Source organism: Pinisolibacter sp., from assembly GCF_036782435.1.
In the GTDB taxonomy this organism is placed as follows: Bacteria; Pseudomonadota; Alphaproteobacteria; order Rhizobiales; family Ancalomicrobiaceae; genus CALBKH01.
The window spans coordinates 184,923-206,046 of sequence record NZ_DAIPZB010000001.1 but is presented as its reverse complement, the minus strand read 5'-3'; the positions used below and the strand labels follow the sequence as shown (position 1 = coordinate 206,046).

The 21,124-nt window shown below is 68.2% G+C and carries 19 protein-coding genes; 2 read left to right on the top strand and 17 right to left on the bottom strand.

Annotated elements, in window-relative coordinates; all coding sequences use genetic code 11:
* Positions 1-150 precede the first annotated feature (150 nt).
* From V7Q42_RS00890 to V7Q42_RS00865, 6 genes are all read right to left on the bottom strand, one after another.
* On the bottom strand, positions 151-453 hold the full coding sequence (locus tag V7Q42_RS00890; RefSeq protein ID WP_333821722.1) for a hypothetical protein: 303 nt from the start codon (positions 451-453) through the stop codon (positions 151-153).
* Between the two features lie 4 nt (positions 454-457).
* Positions 458-814, bottom strand: coding sequence for a hypothetical protein (locus V7Q42_RS00885; RefSeq protein WP_333821720.1), 357 nt, complete (start codon positions 812-814; stop codon positions 458-460).
* A gap of 47 nt (positions 815-861) precedes the next feature.
* On the bottom strand, positions 862-3,183 hold the full coding sequence (locus V7Q42_RS00880) for a nitric oxide reductase activation protein NorD (protein ID WP_333821718.1): 2,322 nt from the start codon (positions 3,181-3,183) through the stop codon (positions 862-864).
* Between the two features lie 118 nt (positions 3,184-3,301).
* Positions 3,302-4,108: a CbbQ/NirQ/NorQ/GpvN family protein gene (locus V7Q42_RS00875; RefSeq protein ID WP_333821716.1), complete on the bottom strand. Its 807-nt coding sequence runs from the start codon at positions 4,106-4,108 to the stop codon at positions 3,302-3,304.
* A gap of 113 nt (positions 4,109-4,221) precedes the next feature.
* Positions 4,222-4,575: a ribulose bisphosphate carboxylase small subunit gene (locus tag V7Q42_RS00870; RefSeq protein ID WP_333821714.1), complete on the bottom strand. Its 354-nt coding sequence runs from the start codon at positions 4,573-4,575 to the stop codon at positions 4,222-4,224.
* Between the two features lie 33 nt (positions 4,576-4,608).
* Positions 4,609-6,027, bottom strand: a complete 1,419-nt coding sequence (locus V7Q42_RS00865) for a form I ribulose bisphosphate carboxylase large subunit (protein ID WP_333821713.1) — start codon at positions 6,025-6,027, stop codon at positions 4,609-4,611.
* A 145-nt stretch (positions 6,028-6,172) separates the two neighbouring features.
* Here V7Q42_RS00865 and V7Q42_RS00860 point away from each other — a divergent pair, with 145 nt between their 5' ends.
* Positions 6,173-7,114 (top strand): LysR family transcriptional regulator, encoded by a 942-nt coding sequence (locus V7Q42_RS00860; protein ID WP_333821712.1) that lies wholly within the window; start codon positions 6,173-6,175, stop codon positions 7,112-7,114.
* Between the two features lie 228 nt (positions 7,115-7,342).
* Here the strand turns inward: V7Q42_RS00860 and V7Q42_RS00855 are convergent, their stop codons facing one another.
* From V7Q42_RS00855 to V7Q42_RS00825, 7 genes are all read right to left on the bottom strand, one after another.
* The gene (locus V7Q42_RS00855) at positions 7,343-8,296 is read right to left on the bottom strand and encodes a 3-keto-5-aminohexanoate cleavage protein (protein WP_333821711.1); all 954 of its coding nucleotides are present in this window, start codon (positions 8,294-8,296) and stop codon (positions 7,343-7,345) included.
* A gap of 52 nt (positions 8,297-8,348) precedes the next feature.
* Positions 8,349-9,647: a TRAP transporter large permease gene (locus V7Q42_RS00850; RefSeq protein ID WP_333821708.1), complete on the bottom strand. Its 1,299-nt coding sequence runs from the start codon at positions 9,645-9,647 to the stop codon at positions 8,349-8,351.
* On the bottom strand, positions 9,644-10,174 hold the full coding sequence (locus tag V7Q42_RS00845) for a TRAP transporter small permease (RefSeq protein WP_333821707.1): 531 nt from the start codon (positions 10,172-10,174) through the stop codon (positions 9,644-9,646). The genes V7Q42_RS00850 and V7Q42_RS00845 overlap by 4 nt, the downstream gene beginning before the upstream one ends.
* Entirely contained in the window at positions 10,171-11,235 is a 1,065-nt protein-coding gene (locus tag V7Q42_RS00840; RefSeq protein ID WP_333821706.1) for a TRAP transporter substrate-binding protein, read from the bottom strand. Before V7Q42_RS00840 ends, V7Q42_RS00845 begins: the two co-directional genes overlap by 4 nt.
* 61 nt (positions 11,236-11,296) lie before the next feature.
* Complete coding sequence (locus V7Q42_RS00835) at positions 11,297-12,979, bottom strand: FAD-dependent oxidoreductase (protein WP_333821705.1); 1,683 nt, start codon at positions 12,977-12,979, stop codon at positions 11,297-11,299.
* A 34-nt stretch (positions 12,980-13,013) separates the two neighbouring features.
* Positions 13,014-13,967: a VOC family protein gene (locus V7Q42_RS00830; protein WP_333821704.1), complete on the bottom strand. Its 954-nt coding sequence runs from the start codon at positions 13,965-13,967 to the stop codon at positions 13,014-13,016.
* Between the two features lie 85 nt (positions 13,968-14,052).
* Positions 14,053-14,916 (bottom strand): fumarylacetoacetate hydrolase family protein, encoded by an 864-nt coding sequence (locus V7Q42_RS00825; protein WP_333821703.1) that lies wholly within the window; start codon positions 14,914-14,916, stop codon positions 14,053-14,055.
* A gap of 122 nt (positions 14,917-15,038) precedes the next feature.
* On the opposite strand from V7Q42_RS00825, the gene V7Q42_RS00820 reads away from it, so the two are divergent.
* A complete protein-coding gene (locus V7Q42_RS00820) occupies positions 15,039-15,950 on the top strand; it encodes a LysR family transcriptional regulator (protein ID WP_333821702.1) in 912 nt (303 codons plus the stop codon).
* A 450-nt stretch (positions 15,951-16,400) separates the two neighbouring features.
* On the opposite strand, the gene V7Q42_RS00810 is transcribed toward V7Q42_RS00820, so the two are convergent.
* The 4 genes from V7Q42_RS00810 to V7Q42_RS00795 form a co-directional block, all read right to left on the bottom strand.
* Positions 16,401-17,153, bottom strand: coding sequence for an ABC transporter ATP-binding protein (locus tag V7Q42_RS00810; protein ID WP_333821701.1), 753 nt, complete (start codon positions 17,151-17,153; stop codon positions 16,401-16,403).
* The gene (locus V7Q42_RS00805) at positions 17,150-18,916 is read right to left on the bottom strand and encodes a branched-chain amino acid ABC transporter ATP-binding protein/permease (RefSeq protein ID WP_333821700.1); all 1,767 of its coding nucleotides are present in this window, start codon (positions 18,914-18,916) and stop codon (positions 17,150-17,152) included. Before V7Q42_RS00805 ends, V7Q42_RS00810 begins: the two co-directional genes overlap by 4 nt.
* Entirely contained in the window at positions 18,913-19,779 is an 867-nt protein-coding gene (locus tag V7Q42_RS00800) for a branched-chain amino acid ABC transporter permease (protein ID WP_333821699.1), read from the bottom strand. Before V7Q42_RS00800 ends, V7Q42_RS00805 begins: the two co-directional genes overlap by 4 nt.
* Before the next feature lie 90 nt (positions 19,780-19,869).
* Positions 19,870-21,054, bottom strand: a complete 1,185-nt coding sequence (locus tag V7Q42_RS00795) for an ABC transporter substrate-binding protein (RefSeq protein WP_333821698.1) — start codon at positions 21,052-21,054, stop codon at positions 19,870-19,872.
* Positions 21,055-21,124 lie beyond the last annotated feature (70 nt).

The window sequence follows — 21,124 nt, the reverse complement described above, 5'->3', positions numbered from 1 at the left end:
TCCAACTCCGAATGTTCCGGTGTTCAGGGACCGGACCACCCATGCCGGCACTTCATCGGCCGGCACGATCCTGTCGTCGTGACATGCGCGAGGTTCGCGAAAGAGGCGGGCGTCGGGATGGGCACCGTCGCTCGGACGGGAAATCGCCGATCAATCCTCGTCGCGCAGTTCGGGATCCCAGCCGGCGGCGCGAGCACGGGAGATGGCCTCCGCATAAATGCGACCATGGAGATCCCGTTGCGCATCGGGCAGGAGGCTCGGCAGGCCGCGATAGGGGGCCCAGGCCCGGCTCACCTGATCGGCGAGGCCCTGCAGCCGCCCCACCTCCCAGCCGGCACAGGTCTCGGTCTCGGGAATGAACCCGAACACGCGCGCGTCCATGACCGTGCGGCCGAAATCGGTGAGGCCACCGTCCCGATCGTCCAGGAGGCCGGGGTAGCTGCGTTCACTCATGGCGTCACCTTTCTCGCAGGCGAGTTTCGAGTTCTTCCGCCATGAGGGCAAGCGCCTTGTCGCGCACGGCCGAGGCCCCCTGGTGATAGTGCCGCACGATGCAGCGCACCGGTTCGTGGAGGCCCCGTCCCTGGTCGCGGAAGTCCGACCAGGCCAGCACGGGCATGTCGTGCCGCCCCGAATCCATCAGCACCCATGCGTCCTCCTCCAACAGGAGAGACATCGGTGCCAACCCCTCGAGGCCGAAGCACGCACCGCGATGCATGCGGCTGCGATAGCGCCGCCAGATGTTCCAGACGGCCGCGGGGACGCGCGAGGGATACGTGTCCAACACCGGCAGATCGTTCAGACGATCGTACATGCGTGTCACCCGTCGTCGTCACGTCGCATCGGCCGATCCGTCGGGCGTCAGCCGGTGAGTTCGACGAACAGCTGCGGAAGCCGTTCGGGAAGGCGCTCGACCCGGTCGACGATGGTGTAGCCGGCGGGTCCGAAGAGGCGCTCGACGTAGCGATCGGCGTTCGGATCCAGGGTCAGGCAGAAGGTGTTCACGCCCTGTGTGCGCAACTCCTCCACCGCCTTCTTGGTATCGTGGCGCAGGTATTGCGGATCGCGCTCGTCGACGTCGGCCGGCTCGCCGTCGGTGACGAGCAGAAGCAGCTTCTTCTTCTGCGGCTGATGCAGGAGATGACGCCCGGCATGACGCAGCGCCGTGCCCATGCGGGTGGAATAGCCGCCGCGCATGCCGGCGAGACGCCCTTTGGCCTCGTCGTCGAAGCGGCCTTCGAAGGTCTTGATCGGGTAGTATTTGACGTCGTGACGGCCGTCCGAGCAGAAGCCGTGGATGGCGTAGGGGTCGCCGATGTTGCCCACCGCGGTGGCGAGCAGAGCGGCCGCCTCGCGGGTCAGACCGATCACCGTATCGTCCGTCCCCTGAACCTTCTCGTTGGTGGATTCGGAGAGGTCGAGCAGGATCAGCACCGCCAGATCTCGCCGCTTCAACACGTAGCGCATGGTGATGCGGTTGTCGAAATCGAGGCCGGCGCGCAGGTTGACCATGGCGTCGACGGCGGCGTTGAGGTCCAGCTCGTCGCCGTCCTCGAGCTTGCGTTCGCGCATCACGCCCTGGGGGCGCAGACGGTCGACGATCTGGCGCAGGCGGCTGGCGATCGGCTTGTGACGACGAATGATGTCGTCGATGGTGTCGGGGTCTTCCTTCGGCATGCGCCGCTCGTAGAGCGTGACCCAATCCGGCCGATGAAGCTGAATCTGGTAGTCCCACTCCTGGTAATGGTAGGGATCCGACACCGGCTCCTTGCCGTATTTCTCGTTGAAGGTGGTGCCGTCGTCGTCATGGAGCACGCCGTCGAGGATCCACACCTCCTGAGCGTCGTCGCCGGCGGTCTCGACCTCCACCTCGTTGACGAATTCCATCAGCGAGACGCGTTTGCGCACCTGCTTCCGGCCCTGGAGGATCTCGACGCTGCGTTGCCAGGAGAACTCCTCGAACTGCCAGACGAAGCGGTTGTCGTCGCGATGGGGCAGACGCAGGCTCTCGAGCTGGCGCAACGACGGCAGCGCTCGGCGCTGCACCAACAGATGGTAGAGTTCCATCCCGAGGTGCCAGGAGAACAGGTTGTCGCCCCGGTTGGCCTCGATGCCGGCGTGGAAACGGGCGGCCAGTGCATCGAGATCGGCATCGCCGGTGGGCGTCTCGGCGTCGAGCAGGTGGAGGGCGAGCTTCTCGAGCCAGGCCTGCGCCTCGTGTTCGACCCGGCCCTCCTTTTCCGCGCTCAGCAGCGTGCGCCAGAGCAGCTTGAGACCCGGTAGGGCGCGCACGGCGTTGTATTCGACCCGCGCATCTTCGACGAGCCCGATGAGGTACATCTGCGCCGGGTTCAGTTCCTGGGCGGAAATCGGCGCCGAGGTATGAGCGACGTGGGCGGCGAGATGGGCGGCCACGGCCCGGTAGACGTCGATGCCCTTCAGGCCCGCCAGATCGTCCACGGCATCCGGCAGGTGAAGGATGTGGCCTTCCAGGTAGGGTTTGAATTCCGAACGGTCGGCAGCCGCCGGGCGCAGCCAGAAGTCGCGGCCCCACAGGGCGCGCAGATAGGCGGAGAGCTTGCGCTGGTTGTCGACGAACAGCGTGCCCTTGCGTTCCTTCTGCAGCATCGCCTGACTGTCGGCGGTCTGCAGAGAGAAATAGCACATCTGGTTCTTGAAATCGGTGCGATAGGCGTCGGCGCCGAAGAAGGCCCAACGCCGCAGGCCGCCGAGGGTCAACTTGGACAGGAGTTCGTCGAGGATGCCGAACATCGGCCGCAAGGCGCGCGGCGCGCGAGCGGCGAGTTGGTGCAGGAACTGGAGATAGGCGCGCATCAGGCCCATGTCGCCCAACCGGCGGGCGGCCGTGGGCAGGGCGGAGAAGAACAGGCCGATGACCTCGCCGGAGGTCATGGAGGAGAGCTTCATCGCGGCGAGGACGGCGTCCTTCACCACCTCGTCGCCGAGTTCCTTCGCCACCAACGGCATTTCCTGAAGGTAGGTGACGACGAGATCGTTGCCGCGCCCCAGGTTCGAGAGGCCCTTGGCACCCTCCAGATAATGCTGCAGCGCCCCGGCGCTCATCGTCCGCGCCGCTTCGTGGAAGGTGCCTTCCAGCACCCCGGTGAGCTCCGGGTTCAGGTGCTCGAGATATTCGCCGTACTGGTTCAGATCGATGGCCATGTCTGCTCCTGACGGTTTCGCCGGATCGACCGGAGACGGCAGCCGTGGCGGGAGCCGCGCCGGGCCACGTCCCCGGGGGAGAGGGGCGTGACCCGTGCGTGCCCTCGGGCTCGGGAGATCAGGCGAAGAAGGTTCCGACCGCGGCGTCGAGAGCGTCGCGCATGTCGGGATCGTCGGTGAGCGGACGCACCAGTGCGATCTGGCAGGCGTCCGTCGCCGGGATGCCCCTGCCGATCAGCGTGGCGGCGTAGACCAGGAGACGCGTGGAAATGCCCTCGTCGAGGCCGTGGCCCTTGAGGTTGCGCGACCGCGCCGCCACCTGGACCAGCTTCTCCGCGACGGCTCTGTCCACCTTGCCTTCGTGGGCGATGATCTCGGCCTCGATGGCGGGCTCGGGATAATCGAAGTCCAGCGCACCGAAGCGCTGCTTGGTGGACTGCTTGAGGTCCTTCATCAGCGACTGGTAGCCGGGGTTGTAGGAGATCACCAGCTGGAAGTCGGGATGGGCTTCGACCAGTTCACCCTTCTTGTCGAGCGGAAGGACGCGGCGATGGTCGGTCAGGGGATGGATCACCACGGTGGTGTCCTGCCGCGCTTCGACGACTTCGTCCAGGTAGCAGATGGCGCCGATCCGCGCCGCGGTGGTCAGTGGGCCGTCCTGCCAGCGCGTACCGTCCTTGTCGAGGAGGAAGCGGCCGATCAGATCGGCGGCGGTCATGTCTTCGTTGCAGGCCACGGTGATGAGCGGCTTGCCGAGCTTGAAGGCCATGTATTCGACGAAGCGCGACTTGCCGCAGCCGGTCGGACCTTTCAACATCATCGGCAGGCGGGCGTCGTAGGCGGCCTCGTACTGGGCGATCTCCTTGCCGACCGCCTTGTAGTAGGGCTCGGACTTGACGCGGTACTGGCTGGCGATGTCGGTCATGGCTTCACTCTCGCGTCGTTCGAACGGCCGGGGCGCGGAAACGCGGTCGCCCTTTCCCCGATCCGGGCGGGGAGACCCCACCGGAGCGGGGTCTCCGTTCACCTGTCCGAGCGTCAGGCGCCGGGACGGAACAGCAGCATGGCGGTGCCCTGGGTCTGGCGGGCGTTGTCGTAGCCGATCAACTTGACCAGATGCTTCGGGTTCGCCTTGTGGCAGGCTTCGCACTCCGCGAGGATGCGATCGACGTCGGTCTCGCCGAACATCGGCAGCTTCCACATGTACCAGTAGCAATGCATCGCATTTTCCGGCTCGCAGTGCTCGACGGCGGGGTTCCAACCCCGATCGACGATGTACTGCACCTGCTTGCGGATCTCATCGGTGTTCATCTGCGGCAGGTAGGAAAAAGTCTCGAACCGCTTGCTGGCCGGATCGCCCAGGCGAGAGTTGTAGTCCTGAAGGTTGCTCATAGCTGATTCCTTTCGATTGTCTGGCTTGACGGATCAACGGTGGCCGACGTCCAGCTTGTCGACGGTATCGAACTCGAACTTGATCTCTTTCCAGGTCTCCATGGCGATCTTCAGCTCGGGGGAATGCTGGGCAGCCCTGGTCAGGATGTCCTTGCCTTCCTTCTCGAGGTGACGGCCTTCGTTGCGGGCCTGGACGCAGGCTTCCAGCGCGACGCGGTTGGCCGCAGCGCCGGCGGCGTTGCCCCAGGGGTGACCGATGGTGCCGCCACCGAACTGGAGAACGGAGTCGTCGCCGAAGATCGAGACCAGGGCGGGCATGTGCCAGACATGGATGCCGCCGGAGGCGACCGGGAACAGGCCGGGCATCTGGCCCCAGTCCTGATCGAAGAAGATGCCCTTGGCGCGATCTTCCTTGGTGTAGCGGTCGCGCATCATGCCGATCCAGCCGAGGGTGGCTTCGCGATCGCCCTCGAGCTTGCCGACGACGGTGCCGGAATGGAGGTGATCGCCGCCCATCAGGCGCAGCATCTTGGTCAGGACGCGGAAGTTGATGCCGTGCTTCGGGTTGCGGTCGATCACCGCGTGCATGGCGCGATGGACGTGCAGCAGCATGCCGTTCTTACGGCACCACTTGGACAGGGAGGTGTGCGCCGCCCAGCCGAGGGTGATGAAGTCGGACATGATGATCTTGGAGCCGATCTCCTTGGCGTACTCGGCGCGCTCGAACATGTCCTCGACGGTCGGGGCGGTCACGTTGAGATAGTGACCCTTGTATTCGCCGGTCTCCGCTTCGGCCTTGTCGATGGCCTCCTGGCAGAAGGCGAAGCGATCACGCCAGCGCATGAACGGCTGCGAATTGACGTTCTCGTCGTCCTTGGTGAAGTCGAGACCGCCACGCAGACACTCGTAGACGGCGCGGCCGTAGTTCTTGGCCGACAGGCCGAGCTTCGGCTTGATGGTGCAGCCGAGCAGCGGGCGGCCGTACTTGTTCAGCTTGTCGCGCTCGACGTAGAGTCCGTGCGGCGGGCCGGGGTTGGTGACGACGAACCACAGCGGGAAGCGCACGTCTTCGAGGCGGAGCGAACGCACGGCCTTGAAGCCGAACACGTTGCCGACCAGCGACGTGAAGACGTTGACGATGGAGCCTTCTTCGAACAGGCCCATCGGATAGGCGATGAAGGCGTAGAACGCTTCGTCGTCGCCGGGCACGTCCTCGATCGCGTAGGCGCGGCCCTTGTAGTAGTACATGTCGGTCAGCAGGTCGGTCCACACCGTCGTCCAGGTGGCGGTCGACGATTCCGCGGCCACGGCGGCGGCGGCTTCCTCACGCGGCACGCCGGCCTGCGGAACGATCTTGAACACCGCCAGAACGTCGGATTCCTTGGGCGTGTACGTCGGCTCCCAGTAGGTTTCGCGGTATTCTTTGACGCCCGCTTGGTAAGTCTTGGCCATGCCACACTCCTCTGGATCGAAGGTTGGATTCCGGCACGCATTCACCGCCCCGCGGGTCGGTCCGATGCGCGATTGGGTTGACACTACCCGGCATCGAAAATTAATAACAATTATTTATTGATATGATCAGCATATACGGTGGTTTATGATCCGCAGATGGACCCTACAACAGATCCGGCTGTTCGAAGCCGTGGCACGCCACCGCAGCTATACCCGTGCGGCGGAGGAGCTACATCTCAGCCAGCCGGCGGTATCGATCCAGATCAAGCGTCTGGAGGAGAGCATCGGCATGCCGCTGCTCGAGCAGTTGGGAAAGAAGATCTTTCTCACCCGGGCCGGCGAAGAGGTCTATGCCACCGCGGTCGGCGTCCTGAACCAGCTGAAGCAACTCGCCGCCAGCGTGGGCGATCTCAAGGGGCACGTGGCCGGTCCGTTGTGTCTGGCCTGCGTGACCTCGGCCCAGTTCTTCATGCCGCACTTCCTCGGCCGCTTCCTGCGCGAGCATCCGGAGGTGCAGCCGCAGCTCAAGGTCACCAACCGCGAACGCGTCATCGAGCGGCTGATCTCGAACGAGGACGACTTCGTCGTCATGGGTCAGGTGCCGGACGGCCTCACGTTGAGTTCACGGCCGTTTCTCGAGAATCTCCTGGTTCCCATCTCCTATCGCGACCATCCGCTGGCGCACGAGCGCGACATCCCGCTCGAGCGCTTCGCGGCGGAGAACCATCTGATCCGCGAGGTCGGCTCCGGCACCCGGTCGGCGATGGAGGGGCTCGTGGCGGAACACCGCCGCTCGCTCAACGTCTACATGGAACTGGGATCCACCGAGGCGATCAAGCAGGCCGTCATCGCCGGTCTGGGTGTATCGGTGGTGTCGGCCAGCACACTGTCGGCGGAACTGGAGAGCGGCCGCATCGCGATCCTCGACGTGGTCGGCTTCCCCTTGCGCCGCACCTGGAACGCCGTCCACCTGGCCGGAAAGCACCTCTCCCTGACGGCCGCGACCTTCCTCGAATTCATGGTACGCGAAGGTGCGGCGGAGCTCGCATCGTTGCAATCCATCATGGCGGCAGCGCGGTCCGACTGAGCGGGGCGCCGCCGTGAAGGCGGGCGAGCAGGACTTCCCGAGACCCGGAGCCCGACCGGCAATCCGCCGAGACGGAAGGCGCGGCGCGTCCGGGGCCGCTCGACGAGCCCTCGGCGAGCGCCCCTCCCCTTCCGGCGCGGACCTTCCTGCGACAGCCGGAGCGCGAAGCGATCGCGCGCGCTTCGACGCCGAGCCGCGAGGCGGAGACGGCCGTGTTCCGCGGCTCCGTCAGAACGCGACGCGATCGCCGCCCTTGAGGGCGAGCATGGCGCGCGCTTCGGCCGGTGTGGCGACCTCCAGGCCCAATTCCTCGACGATGCGCCGGATCTTGGCGACCTGTTCGGCGTTGTTCGCCGCCAACTTGCCGCGGCCGATGAAGAGACTGTCCTCGAGCCCGACGCGGACCGAGCCACCGAGCATCGCCGCCTGGGTGCAGAACGGGATCTGGTGACGGCCGGCGGCGAGCACGGACCAGCGATAGTCCTTGCCGAACAGCTTGTCGGCGGTGCGCTTCATGAACGACAGATTCTCCGGGTCGGCACCGATGCCGCCGAGAATGCCGAAGATCATCTGGACGAAGAACGGCGGCTTCACCAGCCCGCGATCGACGAAATGGGCGAGGTTGTAGAGGTGGCCGACATCGTAGCATTCGTGCTCGAAGCGGGTGCCGTGGCCTTCGCCGAGCAGCTCCAGGATGCGGGCGATGTCGCGGAAGGTGTTGCGGAAGATGAAGTCGTCGGTGCCGCGCAGATAGGGCTCCTCCCAATCGAATTTCCAGTTCGAGTAGCGCTCCGCGAGCGGGAAGATGCCGAAGTTCATCGACCCCATGTTGAGCGAGCACATCTCCGGTGCTAGGCGCAGGGCCGCGGCCAGCCGCTGTTCGACCGTCATGTCGAGGCTGCCGCCGGTGGTGATGTTGAGGACGGCGTCGGTCGCCTGCTTGATCTGCGGCAGGAACGACAGGAAGTCCTCCGGATGCGGCGAGGGCCGGCCGGTCTCGGGATGGCGGGCATGGAGATGGAGGACGGCGGCGCCGGCCTCGGCGGCGGCGATCGCCTGGGTCGCGATGTCCTGGGGACGGTAGGGCAACGCGTCCGACATGGTCGGGGTGTGGATACCGCCGGTCACCGCGCAGGTGATGATCACCTTGGCGGCGGTGGGGGACTTCACGGGGTCGGCCATGGACGGGCTCCGAGGGGCGCGAGTGGGAGACGGCGATCGGCGAGCGGGCGGTTCACAGCGCCCGCGAGAGCCAGAGCGCCAGATCGGGATAGAGGATCAGCAGGACGATGAGCAGCAGCGGCGCGGCGAGGAACGGCAGAACGCCGCCGTACATGTCGCGCAGCGAGATCTCCGGCGATTGGGCGCGGATGACGAAGAGGTTCATGCCGATCGGCGGGTGAATCAACCCGATCTCGACGACGATCACCTGGAGCACCCCGAACCACACCGGATCGAAGCCGTTGGCGATGACCAGCGGCAGGAACACCGGGACGGTGACGAGCACCATGCCGATGCCCTCGAGGAAGCAGCCGAGGAAGATGTAGACGATCACCAGGAGCACCATCACCGTGGTCGGCGACAGGCTGGTGCCGCGGATCCAGCCGACCAGATTCTGGGCGATCGAGGTCTGCACCACGAAGTAGGAGAAGATCGTCGAGCCGACGACGATGAGGACGATGTTGGCGGTGATGCGCGCCGTCTCGCCGAGGCCGTCGAGGATGGCGGTGCGGCTCAGCGTCCGCCGCCAGAGCCCCAGCAGCAGTGCGCCGAAGGCGCCGACGGCCGCGGCCTCGGTCGGCGAGAACCAGCCGAACCAGATGCCGCCGAAGGTGACGGCGAAGAGCGTCGAGACGTCCCAGACGCGCAGGAGCAGTCGGCCGGTCTCGCGCAGTCCGCCGGCGGGGATGGCCGGCGCCGCCTTCGGCGCGAGGCGGGTCCAGACGAAGACGGTCGCCATGTAGAAGAGCGTGAGGAGGATCCCGGGCACCACGGCGGCGAGGAACAACTTGATCACCGAGAGCTGGGCGATGATGGCGTAGATCATCAGGATCAGCGACGGCGGGATGAGGATGCCGAGCGTGCCGCCGGCCGCCACCGCACCGGCGGCGAGGCCCGGCGCGTAGCCGTTCTTCAGCATCTCCGGGATCGAGATGCGCCCCATGGTGGCGGCGGTCGCCACCGACGAGCCGCAGACCGCACCGAAGGCGGCCGAGGCGCCGATCGCCGCCATGGCGAGCGAGCCGCGGGTCGAGGCGAAGACGGAGTTGGCGGCACGGAAGAGGTCGGTTGAGAGGCCGGCGAGCGTGGCGTAGGCGCCCATCAGCGTGAACAGAGGCAGCACCGACAGCGAATAGGCCGAAGCGAGTTCGAGCGGCACGCCACCGAAGACGAAGAGCGCCTTGGTGGTGCCCTCGAGCGCCACGTAGCCGGTGAAGCCGACGAGACCGAGCGCCACCCCGACGGGGACGCGGATCATGATCAGCACGACGAGCGAGGCCACGCCGAGGAGGCCGATGGTCGGGGCACTCATGAGGCCGCTCCCCCGTCCTTCGAGGCCGGGACCGGTCGACCGCCGAAGCGGCCGCGCAGCATACGCAGGATGCGGACGGCGACGACCAGCGTGGCGGCGACGAGCGCCACCTCGATCGCGGCGAGCAACGTCCAGATCGGCACCGGCACGTCGGGTTTGACGTCGCCGAAGCGCCAGGCGTCGGCGAGCGGGGTCAGGAGGGTGAAGACCAGGAGGCCGAGGAAGACCAGCGTGGCGACGTCACCGAGAAGGCGCAACCGGTCCAGCGTGCGTCGGCCGACGTTGTTGTCGAGAATGTCGACGCGGATCATCTCGTCGCGGGCGATGCAATCGGCGAGGGCGAAGAAGGCGACGAGGACGAGCAGCGTCTCGACGATCGCCACGGTGCCGTCGAGCGCGCGGTGGGCGACCGCGCGCAGGCCGACATCGGCGATCGTCCACAGCATCATCGCGGCCAGCGAGACGGCGCCCACCACCGTGAGGGCACGGACCAGGACGCCGACCGCCGGGTGCGGGGCGCGGTTCATTTCGCCCCCGCCGCGACGCGCGCCACGAGTTCGTCCCGGAAGGCCTTCAGCTCCGCACCCTTGGCGCCGGCGGCGGCGAAGACCTTGTCGGCGACGCCGAGGGTCGGGGTGCGGAAGGCTTCGGCCTCGGCCGCTGTCGGATCGACGATCTCCACCCCGGCGCCGGAGACATAGGCGCGGCCGGCGGTCTCGGCGTCGTCGTAGACCTTGCCGACCCGGCGCGCCGCGGCGACGCCGGTGGTGTCGTCGATCACCTTTCGCAGATCCTCAGGGAGGGAGCGGTACTTCTGTTCGTTCATCACCAGTCCGAAAGTGGCCGCCGTGGCGTTGAGCACCGTCACCGACTTCAGGCTCCGGGCGAGCTGGAAGGCCTGGGCGGCTTCGAAGTTGAACATCATGCCGTCGAGCGTTCCCTTGTCGAGCGCGTCGGCGACCTCCGACGGCGGCATCGCCACCGGGCTCGCGCCCCAGGCGGAGACCATCGCCGAGGTGACCGGGCCGTTGTGGCGAATGCGCATGCCGGCGAGGCCCTTGGGATCGCGCACCGCCGGCTTGTGCAGGTAGACGCCGACGGTCGGCGAGGTGACGACGTAGAGGATGCGGGTGCCCTCGTGCTCCTTGGCGAGCCGGCCGGAGAGTTCGGTCATCACCACCGAGGCCTCGGACACCGACATGGCCCTGGTGCCCTTGTCGGTCGCGTGGTCGAAGACGTAGGGAAGCTGAGCCACCTCGGTCAACGGGAAACGGCCGGGCAGCGCGCCGTGGAGGAAGAACGCGACATCGGCGACGCCGGTGCGGGCGAGGTCGAACTGGCGCGGCAGCGGACCCATCTGGCCGGCCGGGAAGACCGTCAGCTTGAGCCGCCCACCCGACTTCGCGGCGACTTCGTCGGCCCAGCGGATCAGCTCCTTCTGGATGGTGTGGCTCGGCGGCAGGTAGTGCGAGACCTTGAGTTCGATGGTCTCGGCCGCGGCCGGGCCGGTCAGGTTGAAGGAGGCCGCCAGAGCGCCGGCGGCCATCGTTGCGAGGGTTCGCCTCGTCATCTTGCGTGAAGGGACCATCGTCTTCTCCCTGTTGAACGTCGTCTTTCGGTCTTCGGATCTTTCCGGTCTTCTCGCCGGATCAGGCGGCCCGCCGATCGGCGACCGCGTGGCCGATGGCCCGAGCCAGGATCTCCTCGGCGCCCGCCGTCGGCCTGCCCCAGCGCCGCCAGGCGACGATCTGATCGGGGCGGACGAGGGCGAGGTCGGTCTCGTAGAGATCGTGAGCTTCGGGATCATGGCAGTCGACGACGGTCAGCGACAGGCCGAGCCGGCGCGCCGCGGCGACGAAGTCGTCGCCATCGGGCGGGTTCGGGCCGAGGCGCAGCAGCGTCCAGTCGAAGCCGAAGGTGTCGTAGAGCGAGCGGCCGTCGGCGAGCCAGACGTGTGGGGCGCGGCCGCCGGGGCGACCCGAGGGGGCATAGGCGGTCGGCGAATCGGGCGGCACCGGCGAGGCCTCTGCGGCGACGATCGGCGAGCCGTCGTAGCGTGCCCCGAGGGTGAAGCCGGGAATGTCGAACTCGGCGCGGGCATGACCGAGGAGATAGGCGCCGGCGCGGCGGCGGGCAGCCTCGCCGGCCGGTCCCTCGTCCTCGATCGCCGGGCTCGGTCGATAGAGGCCGATGGCGTCGGCGAAGCGGCGGGCGAAGCCGGTGTTGCGCAGGCCGATCGGCCGGCGCTCGCCCTCGTAGGTGTCGAGGAGGTCGGAGGGGGCGCCGCCGCGGATCACCGCCGCGAGCTTCCAGCCGAGATTGACCGCGTCTTCGATGGCGGTGTTGTAGCCCATGCCGCCGGTGGGGGTGAAGAGATGCACGGCGTCGCCGGCGAGGAACACCCGGCCACGACGATAACGGTCGGCGACCAGCATGCGGCCGGCGATCCAGGCGTCGCGGGAGAGTACCTCGACCGGGATGTCGATACCCATGCACTGGGTGAAGAGCGCCACCGCATCGGCGTCCGTCATGCCCTCGGCCGTCTCGCCGGGACGCAGCTGGGTGTGGAAGGCGAACTCCGAGACGCCGTCGACGGCGGCCATCACGGCGCGGCGCTGGTTGTTGAAGGCCCAGTACTGCCAGGCGCGGGGATGGCGGCAGACGTCGTAGAAGGTCGGGGCCTTCAGATAGAGCGCCAGCATATTGCCGCCCATGAAGTCACGCTCGATGCCGCCCTCGCCGCCGTAGGCGAAGCCGAGTTCGCGGCGGACGAGGCTGTGCGGGCCGTCGGCGCCGACGAGGTAGCGCGCCACGATGCGGCGGGTTCCCTCACCGCCGACCGGTTCGATCTCCGCCTCGACGCCGTCGGCGGTCTCGCGGAAACCGACGAGGCGACGGCCGTAGCGGATCGAGATGCCCGGCAGGGCGTCGGCGTGGCGGCGCATCACCGCCTCGACGAACTTCTGCGAGACACGATGGGCCGGCTCGGCCGCACTGAAGGAGCGATCGCCCTCTCTGACGCGCCGCGCCGCCTCCTTCGAACTCGGCAGTTCGAAACGGGCCAGTTCGTGGCCGGCGTAGCGGGTGAAATAGGCGACGTCGGTCGGGTGGTCGGCCGGCAGGCCGGCGGCGCGGATCTCCTCGACGAAACCGTGGCGTCGGAAGTGCTCCATGGTGCGCGCCTGGGTGGCGTTGGCCTGCGGGTTGAAGGCCGTCGTCGGCTTCTGGTCGACGAGGATCGCCGCGACGCCGCGGCGGCCGAGCTCGTTGGCGAGCATCAGGCCGCAGGGTCCGCCCCCGACGATCAGCACTTCGGTCGTCTCGATGGTCATGGTCGTCGTCTCACCGTGGCGTGGAGGATCGGGATCACAGTTCGGAGTTGTCGATCAGCCAGGGCGGCGGGTTCGGACCCCAGATGTAGAAGCTGTCTTCGGGCGGATTGTCGGCCGCCTGCCAGTCGAAGTCGGCGGGGATGTAGTCGATGTCGGCGGAGTACTCGCAGAGGCTCCCCCAGGGATCGCGGACGTAGTGGAAGTAGTTGGAGCCGAGGACGTGTCGCCCCAGACCCCAGCCCTCGGTGTAGCCCTTGTCGGCCATGTGCATGGCGGCGAGGCCGATGTCGTGGATCGAGCCGACGTCCCAGGAGAGATGATGCAGCCCCGGACCGCCGGACTTGGCGAGCGCCAGCATGTGGTGATCGGACCCGTGCATGCCGTGCATGAAGGCGACGCCGTCGCCGGAGCGGTCGGAGAGCCTGAGGCCCAGCACCCGCTCGTAGAAGGCGATCGAACCGAGCACGTCGGTGGTGAAGACCAGAATGTGGGAGAGCCGGCGCGGATGGACCCGCGGGGCGGTGCGGCGCGATTCCGAACCCTGGCGGCCCGGGCCGACGCTGCGCGCGTCGAATGGCGACTTCTCGTCGGGGGACGACTTGTCGGCGACGCGGATCTCCATCGCCATGCCGTCGGGATTGAGGAACCACAAGCCGTCCGACGCGACGCCCGACGGCGGATCGATGCGTTTCACGCCCTGATCCTCGAGGCGCCGGCGGAACCCGTCGATGTCCTCGGCGTAGGCGCCGAAGGAGAGATGCGAGAGCTTCTTCTTGCCGCCCTCGACGATCTCGCCCCAGCGATGGCCGTGGCCGAAGGTGTGGAGGCCGAGCGCCGCGCCCTCCTCCCGGACGTCGAGGCCGAAGGCGGAATAGAAGGCCTGCGCCGGGCCGAGGTCCGGCACCGTCAGCCGGAACCCGTCGATCGAATGCACCCCGAATTCGCCCGGTCGTCCGGGCGTGACGTATCGTCCGCGGATCTCGGTCACTGGACTCTCCCTGAATTTCGTCCCGTCGGGCGGGCTTCTTCGCGCCGAGCCGTTCCGCTCGGTCGTGCGGTTGGCGCGGCGGCCCTCAGCCGACCTCGTCGACGACGCGGTTGGCGAGAATGCCGAGACCTTCGATCTCGACTTCGCAGATGTCGCCGGGCTTCATCCACAGGGGCGGCTTGCGCGCCGCGCCGACGCCCGACGGCGTGCCGGTGACGATCAGGTCGCCGGGCTCGAGGGTGATGCCCTCGGAGATGATGGCGATCAGCGAGGCGACGTCGAAGATCAGATCATCGGTCGAGGCGTGCTGGACGACGGCGCCGTTGAGGCGCGTCTCGAGCGCCAGGCCACGGCCGCCGGGCGGCAGTTCGTCGGCGGTGACGACCAGGGGGCCGAAGGCGCCGGTGGCGTCGAAATTCTTGCCCATCGTCCATTGCGGCGACTTGAACTGATAGTCGCGCACCGAGACGTCGTTGAAGATCGACCAGCCGAAGACGTGGTCGAGCGCCGTCTCGCGCGGAATGTGACGGCCGCCCTTGCCGATGATCGCCACCAGTTCGCCCTCGTAGTCGAACTGGTCGGAGACCTTCGGCCGCACCACCGGGGCGCCGTGGCCGACCAGCGTGGACGTGAAACGGGCGAACAGGGTCGGATAATCCGGCTGCTTGAAGCCGCTCTCGGCGGTGTGGTCGGCGTAGTTGAGACCGACGCAGACGATCTTGCCCGGGCGGGCGAGCGGCGGCAGCCATTCGACCGCGGCCGGATCGACGGGGGTGCCGGCGGCGAGCGCCGCGGCGGCGGCGGCGAGGCCGGCCGCATCGAGCCCGATCAGCGTTTCGATGCCGCCGGGGTATCCGGCATCGGTCTCGTGCAGCCCGCGATGAACCCCGTTCGCGTCGACGATCGCCATGCCGCGTCCCGCCGCGTCCCGGAAGACTCCCACCCGCATCGTTCGTTTCCTCGCCTTCGATTGCGTCGTTTCGACATACGCAATTTACCGAAGCCGGCGATGATCGATAGTGACCAGATCGATCCGCTTGATACCGAAATCGTATCGCTTAGAGTGGGGACATGAAGCTCACCCAATTGCGCGACATCACCGCCATCGCCGAGCACGGCAGCCTGCGCGCCGCCGCCCGCCAACTCGGCCTCGCCCAACCGGCGCTGACCCGCAGCGTCCACGATCTCGAACACGAACTCGGTGCCGCCCTGTTCGAACGGCGGGCGCGCGGCGTGGTGCCGACGGCGGTCGGCGCGGCCTTCGTCGCCCGGGCCCGGGCGATCCTCGCAGACGTCGAGCGGGCGCGGGAGGAGGCCGAGGAGATCGGCGGCGCCGGGACCGGCAACGTCGTGGTCGGCCTGTCGGTGGCGGCCCATCTCGCTCTGCTGCCGCGCGCCATCCGGCGCTTCCGCACCCGCTATCCGCTGGCGCGGCTGAGCCTCGTCGAGGGGTTCTTCCCGGCCCTCGAGGGCGAACTCAAAGAAGGCGAGATGGATTTCTGGGTCGGCCCGGAGCCGGAACGGGCGCCGTCGTCCGATCTGGTCGTCGAGCGGCTCCTCGACAATACCCGGGTGGTGATCGGGCGCGCCGGTCACCCGCTCGCCGGCGCGACCTCGCTCGCCGAGCTGATCGAGGCGGAATGGGTGACGACCTCGATCACCCACCGAGCGGCCGAAGAGCTCGGCACGCTCTTCGCCGCGCACGGGTTGCCGACGCCGCGGCTCGGCATGCAGACGCGCTCGGCGCTGAGCATCTTCATGGCGATCCTGTGCTCCGATGCGCTCGGCATGCTGCCGGTCCAGGTCGCCGAATACGCCACCAGGACCGGCCTTCTGGTGCGTGTGCCGGTGCGCGAGATCCTGCCGGCGCCGACGATCGTCATGGTTCGGCGTGCCGGTCTCACCCTGACGCCCGCCGCGCAATGGTTCTGCGACTGCTGCCTGGCCGCCGCACGGACGCCGATCGCGGCTCCGTTGGTCTGAGCGATCCGGCGCGGCGATCCTGGTGGTACGGGAGTTGCGCCGACTTCTCGGCCGGGCTCGATCTCTCCGAGACGACCGGGACGAGCACGATCCCGAGCCGTGCGTAGATCGCGCCGTTCGTGATGCCGTCCTGGCCGAGAATGAGCAGAAACGTGCCGTCCACCGGACGTCGCCCCCCATTCGTCCGACCGGGCTCACGAGTTCCGAAGCGGAGGACCGATGCGGTCGCGACCGCCGGTTTTCCGCACGGAACGGGGGAGATCGCCGCGGCACTCGGCATCCAGAGGCCGAATTTCGTCGCCACGCTCGACGCGCCCGAGCGGCGCGGCCGCGCCGAGCGGATGCGCTCGACCACCGGTCGCCGCTCGCACGCCATCGTGCTCACCGACGACGGCCGGGCGCTGCTCCATCGGTTGACGGCGCCGCCGCCGCCGCCGGTGAGGCCCGGGATCAGACGCCGAGCCACCGATGCACAAGATCGGGATCCGCCTTCAGATCCTCGGTCGTCCCTTCGAAGACGATCTCGCCCTTGGCGAGCACGACGTGGCGATCGGCGAGGTCGAAGAGATCCTCGAGGTTCTTGTCGACGACGACGATCGACATGCCGGTCGCCGCCACCGCCCGGATCGTCGCCCAGATCTCGTCGCGCACCTTGGGGGCGAGCCCCTCGGTCGCCTCGTCCAGCATCAACAGTTCCGGATTGGTCATCAGGGCGCGGCCGATCGACAGCATCTGCTGTTCGCCGCCGGAGAGCTGGTCGCCCCAGTTGTCGCGCCGTTCTGCGAGGCGGGGGAAGAGATCGAGGACGCGGGCGAGCGTCCATTCCGCCTTGCCGTTCGGGCCGCGGCGGGCCGGCAGCGTCAGGTTCTCGAGCACCGTCAGATTGGGGAAGATGCCCCGCCCCTCCGGCACCAGGGCGATGCCGGCGCGCGAGATCACCGCCGGCCGCGCGCCCGAAAGCTCGCGCCCGGCGAAGCGGATCGACGCCGTCGGGCCACCCGAGAGGAGGCCGGTCAGGGTGCGCAGCAGCGTCGTCTTGCCCATGCCGTTGCGGCCGAGAAGGCTCACCGTCTCGCCTTCGCCGACGCGGAAGGCGACGTCGCGCAGGCAGGGCGTGCGGCCGTGGCAGGTGGCGATCGCGGTCGCCTCGAGCAGGGACCGGGCCGCTGCGGCCGGGGCATCGGCGACGAGAGCGAGGCTCATGCGGCATCCTCCAATCCGGCGAAGCGGCCGAGATAGGCCTCGCGCACCCCGGCGTCGCGGCGGATGTCGTCGGGCGAGCCGTGGGCGATGAGGCGACCGTTGACCAGCACCGAGATGGTGTCGGCACAGGAGAAAACGGCATCCATGTCGTGCTCGACCAACAGGATGGTGTGGTCGGCGGCGAGGTCGCGCAGCAGCGCGGTGAGCCGCGCCGTCTCCTCGGGTCCCGAGCCGGCGAGCGGCTCGTCGAGGATGAGCAGGCGGGCGCCGGAGGCCATCAGCATGGCGATCTCGAGCTGGCGCTGTTCGCCGTGGGAGAGCGAGGTGGCGACGCGATCGGCCCGATCGACGAGGCCGACGGCGGCGAGTGCATGGGCGACCGCCCTCTCCTCCTCCGCCCGGCTCGCCCCCGCCGACCCACGTGCCTGCGCGGCGACGGCGCAGTTCTCGGCGACCGTCATCTTGCCCAGGATGTTGGTGCGCTGGAACGACCGGCCGATGCCGCGACGCGCCTTGGCGGCTGCCGAGAGGCCGGTGATGTCGGACCCGTCGAGCCGGATGGTGCCGGCGGAGACGGGCAGCGCCCCGGTGATCAGGTTGGTGAAGGTGGTCTTGCCGGCGCCGTTCGGCCCGATCACCGCATGGATGAGATTGGGAGCGAAGGCGACCGAAACCTCGGAGACCGCGGAGAGACCTCCGAAGGAGCGACTGAGGCCCGCCACTTCGAGCATCGGCGCCGGCGTCGTGGCCGCGGCTTCGGCGCGATCGGCGTCGGAGGGCGCCCGCCACGGGCGGGCGGGCCGCGCCGGGAACAAACCGGCGAGGCCCTTCGGCGCGCCGAGGACGGCGGCGATGAGGAACACGCCCATGGCGATCGGCCAGTGTTCCGACACCAGTGGGCCGACCCAGTGGCCGCTCTTCAGCACCTCTTCGGCGAGCGAATAGACGACCGCGCCGAGGATCGAGCCCCACAGCGTGCCGACGCCGCCGAGCACCACCATCATGATGGCGAGGCCGGACTCGCGCCAGCCGAGGATCTCGGGCGGTACGAAGCCGTCGATCGAGGCGAAGAGCGCCCCGGCGAAACCGGCGAGCGTGCCGGCGACGACGAAGGCGGCCCACTTGTAGCGCTGGCCGTCGAAGCCGAGGGCGTTCATCCGCGTCTCGTTGGCGGCGAGCCCCTGCAGCACCCGGCCGAAGCGCGAGCGCACCAGCACGAGCACCAGGGCATAGGCGGCGACGAGGCCGGCGAGCGCGAACCACAGCAGCGTGTTGCGGTTCTGGAAGTCGAGGACGGTGCGGCCGGCGATCTCGAGATAGGGCTTCACGTCGATCGAAGCGCCGTCGGAGCCGCCGGCGATGCGGGTGTCGTGGAACAGCGCGAACATCATCTGCGAGGCGGCGAGCGTCACCATGATGAAGTAGAAGCCGCGCGTCCTCACCGCGAAGAAGCCGACCACGGCGGCGCCCAGCCCGGCGAGGCCGCTCGCCGCGGCGAGCGCGACGAGGAGGTTCGCGCCGTCGTCCGTCGGCGTGACGAACCACACCGCATAGGCGCCGAGGCCGAAGAAGGCGGCATGACCGAAGCCGACCAGACCGGTGACGCCGATCAGGATGTCGAGGCTCATGACGAAGATGGCGACGGCGAGGATGCGGGTGGCGAACTTCACGGTGTAGAGGCCGGCCATCCACGGCAGCGCCGCGAAGACGGCGACCGCGACGACGAGCAGCAGCAGCACCGGCCACGAGGGAAGACGGATCATCGGACCATCCTCCCGAAGAGACCGCCGGGCCGGGCGACCAGCACCGCCGCCATCATGGCGTAGACGACGACGCCGGCGAGGTTCGGCAGGAAGACCTTGCCGAGCGCATCGGCCACGCCGATCACCAGCGAGCCGAGGAAGGCACCCTTGATCGAGCCGATGCCGCCGATGACGACGACGACGAAAGAGATGATCAGGATGCGCTCGCCGATGCCGGGATAGACGCTTTCCACCGGGGCGGCGAGCATGCCGGCGAGGGCGGCGAGCGCTGTGCCGGCGGCGAAGACCACCCGGTAGAGCAGGCGCGAGTCGAAGCCGAGCAACTCGGTCATCTCGCGATTGGACTCGCCGGCGCGGATCAGCCGACCGATCTTGGTCTTCTGGATCACCAGGAACATCGCCGCGGCGAGGGCCGCGCAGATGGCGGTGAGCGCCAGCCGGTAGACCGGATAGGCGAGCGTGTCGGTGAGGCGGATCGACCCCGAGAGATAGGACGGGATCGGCACCGAATGGGGATAGGAGCCCCAGCCGATGCGCTGCACCTCGTTGAAGATCAGGATCAGGGCGAAGGTGAGCAGCACCTGTTGCAGGTGGTCACGGGCGTAGAGATGGCGCACGAAGGCCCATTCGATCACCGCGCCGAAGGCGACCGCCAGCGGAATGCCCAGCGCCACGGCGAGGAAGACGTCGCCGGTCATCTGGGTCAGCGTCAGCGCCATATAGGCACCGAGCATGTAGAACGACCCGTGCGCCAGATTGATCACGCCGAGGATGCCGAAGACGAGCGTCAGCCCGCTCGCCGCCAGGAAGATCAGGAAGCCGTACTGGATGCCGTTGAAGATCTGGACGAGGACGAGGTCCATGGCGCGCCTGGTTCCGATGACACACGGTCGAGGGAGATCGCAGGCGGCAAGCCGGCGATCTCCGTCTCGAGATGAACGAGAGGCGAAGCCTCAGGCGCGGCAACCCTTGCCGCTGTCGGCGAGCATCGCCGCCGCCATGCCGGTCATCCGGTTCTTTCCGTCCTTCAGTTCGCGCGCATAGAAATTCTGCTTGGGATTGCGCGAGGCCGAGAACTCGAAGGGACCGCGGGGCGAGGCGAACTTCGCCGCCGCCATGGCGGCATGCATCGCGTCCTTCTTGGCGGTGTCGCCGCCGACGGCCTTCAGGCCGATGTCGAGCACCTGCATGGCGTCCCAGCCCTGCACCGCATAGACGTCCGGGGCGATGCCGTGAGCAGCCTGGAAGGCGGCGATGAAGGCCTTGTTCTCGGGATTGTCGAGACCGTCGGCGTAGTGCAGCACGGTACGGATGCCGTCACCGGCCGCGCCGACCGCCTTCTCGACGCCGTCGGTGAGGAAGCCCGGGCCCCACAGCGGCACCGAACCGGCGAGACCGGCGGCCGCATAGTCCTTGATGAACTTGGCGGCACCGCCGCCGGCGAAGAACGAATAGACCGCCTGCGGCTTGGCAGCGGCGATCTCGGCCAGCGCCGACTGGAACTCGACGTCCGGGAACGGCAGGGCGATGTCCTTGGTGACCTTGCCGCCGCCGGCCTCGAAGGCCTCCTTGAAGCCCTTCACCATCTCCTCGCCCGCGGCGTAGCGCCAGGTGCAGGTGACCGCTTCCTTGATGCCGGCGGCGAGCATCGCCTGTCCGGTGGCGAAGCCGATCTGGCCGTTGGCGAAGGAGGTGCGGAAGATGTTGGGGGCGCACATGGCGCGGGTGATGGCGTCGGCACCGGCGTTCGGCACCAGGGTGGTGACCCCGGCTTCGCGGGCGATCTTGACCATCGCCGCGGCGACGCCGGAATGGACGGTGCCGATCAGCACGTCGACGTTCTCGCCGAACACCAGCTTGTTGGTCAGCTCGGTCGCCTTGGGCGGCGCCGATTCGTCGTCGAGGGCGACGAAGGTGATCTCGCGCCCGGCGAGCGAACCGCCCTTGCCGGCGACATGGAGCTTGGCGGCGCGGGCGATGGCCTCGCCGAGCGGGGCGAAGGTGCCGCTCGACGGCAGCAGCAGGCCGATCTTGATCGGACCGGAGGCGGCGCGCGCGGTGCGCACGAAGGGCGCGGCGAGCGTCACGGTACCGGCCGCGAGCGCGGTGGACAGAAATTCGCGTCTGGTCGACGACATGGGGCGGTTCCCTCCCGAGGTGAGCGTTCGGCGCGATCGTTGGACCCGGGGTCTCTGCCCCGCGCGCCAC

What these genes read in the sequence shown, in the direction of transcription:
- V7Q42_RS00890 (WP_333821722.1), bottom strand. Translation starts at nt 453, where the DNA reads ATGAGTGAACGCAGCTACCCCGGCCTCCTGGACGATCGGGACGGTGGC.
- V7Q42_RS00885 (WP_333821720.1), bottom strand. Translation starts at nt 814, where the DNA reads ATGTACGATCGTCTGAACGATCTGCCGGTGTTGGACACGTATCCCTCG.
- V7Q42_RS00880 (WP_333821718.1), bottom strand. Translation starts at nt 3,183, where the DNA reads ATGGCCATCGATCTGAACCAGTACGGCGAATATCTCGAGCACCTGAAC.
- V7Q42_RS00875 (WP_333821716.1), bottom strand. Translation starts at nt 4,108, where the DNA reads ATGACCGACATCGCCAGCCAGTACCGCGTCAAGTCCGAGCCCTACTAC.
- V7Q42_RS00870 (WP_333821714.1), bottom strand. Translation starts at nt 4,575, where the DNA reads ATGAGCAACCTTCAGGACTACAACTCTCGCCTGGGCGATCCGGCCAGC.
- V7Q42_RS00865 (WP_333821713.1), bottom strand. Translation starts at nt 6,027, where the DNA reads ATGGCCAAGACTTACCAAGCGGGCGTCAAAGAATACCGCGAAACCTAC.
- V7Q42_RS00860 (WP_333821712.1), top strand. Translation starts at nt 6,173, where the DNA reads ATGATCCGCAGATGGACCCTACAACAGATCCGGCTGTTCGAAGCCGTG.
- V7Q42_RS00855 (WP_333821711.1), bottom strand. Translation starts at nt 8,296, where the DNA reads ATGGCCGACCCCGTGAAGTCCCCCACCGCCGCCAAGGTGATCATCACC.
- V7Q42_RS00850 (WP_333821708.1), bottom strand. Translation starts at nt 9,647, where the DNA reads ATGAGTGCCCCGACCATCGGCCTCCTCGGCGTGGCCTCGCTCGTCGTG.
- V7Q42_RS00845 (WP_333821707.1), bottom strand. Translation starts at nt 10,174, where the DNA reads ATGAACCGCGCCCCGCACCCGGCGGTCGGCGTCCTGGTCCGTGCCCTC.
- V7Q42_RS00840 (WP_333821706.1), bottom strand. Translation starts at nt 11,235, where the DNA reads ATGGTCCCTTCACGCAAGATGACGAGGCGAACCCTCGCAACGATGGCC.
- V7Q42_RS00835 (WP_333821705.1), bottom strand. Translation starts at nt 12,979, where the DNA reads ATGACCATCGAGACGACCGAAGTGCTGATCGTCGGGGGCGGACCCTGC.
- V7Q42_RS00825 (WP_333821703.1), bottom strand. Translation starts at nt 14,916, where the DNA reads ATGCGGGTGGGAGTCTTCCGGGACGCGGCGGGACGCGGCATGGCGATC.
- V7Q42_RS00820 (WP_333821702.1), top strand. Translation starts at nt 15,039, where the DNA reads ATGAAGCTCACCCAATTGCGCGACATCACCGCCATCGCCGAGCACGGC.
- V7Q42_RS00810 (WP_333821701.1), bottom strand. Translation starts at nt 17,153, where the DNA reads ATGAGCCTCGCTCTCGTCGCCGATGCCCCGGCCGCAGCGGCCCGGTCC.
- V7Q42_RS00805 (WP_333821700.1), bottom strand. Translation starts at nt 18,916, where the DNA reads ATGATCCGTCTTCCCTCGTGGCCGGTGCTGCTGCTGCTCGTCGTCGCG.
- V7Q42_RS00800 (WP_333821699.1), bottom strand. Translation starts at nt 19,779, where the DNA reads ATGGACCTCGTCCTCGTCCAGATCTTCAACGGCATCCAGTACGGCTTC.
- V7Q42_RS00795 (WP_333821698.1), bottom strand. Translation starts at nt 21,054, where the DNA reads ATGTCGTCGACCAGACGCGAATTTCTGTCCACCGCGCTCGCGGCCGGT.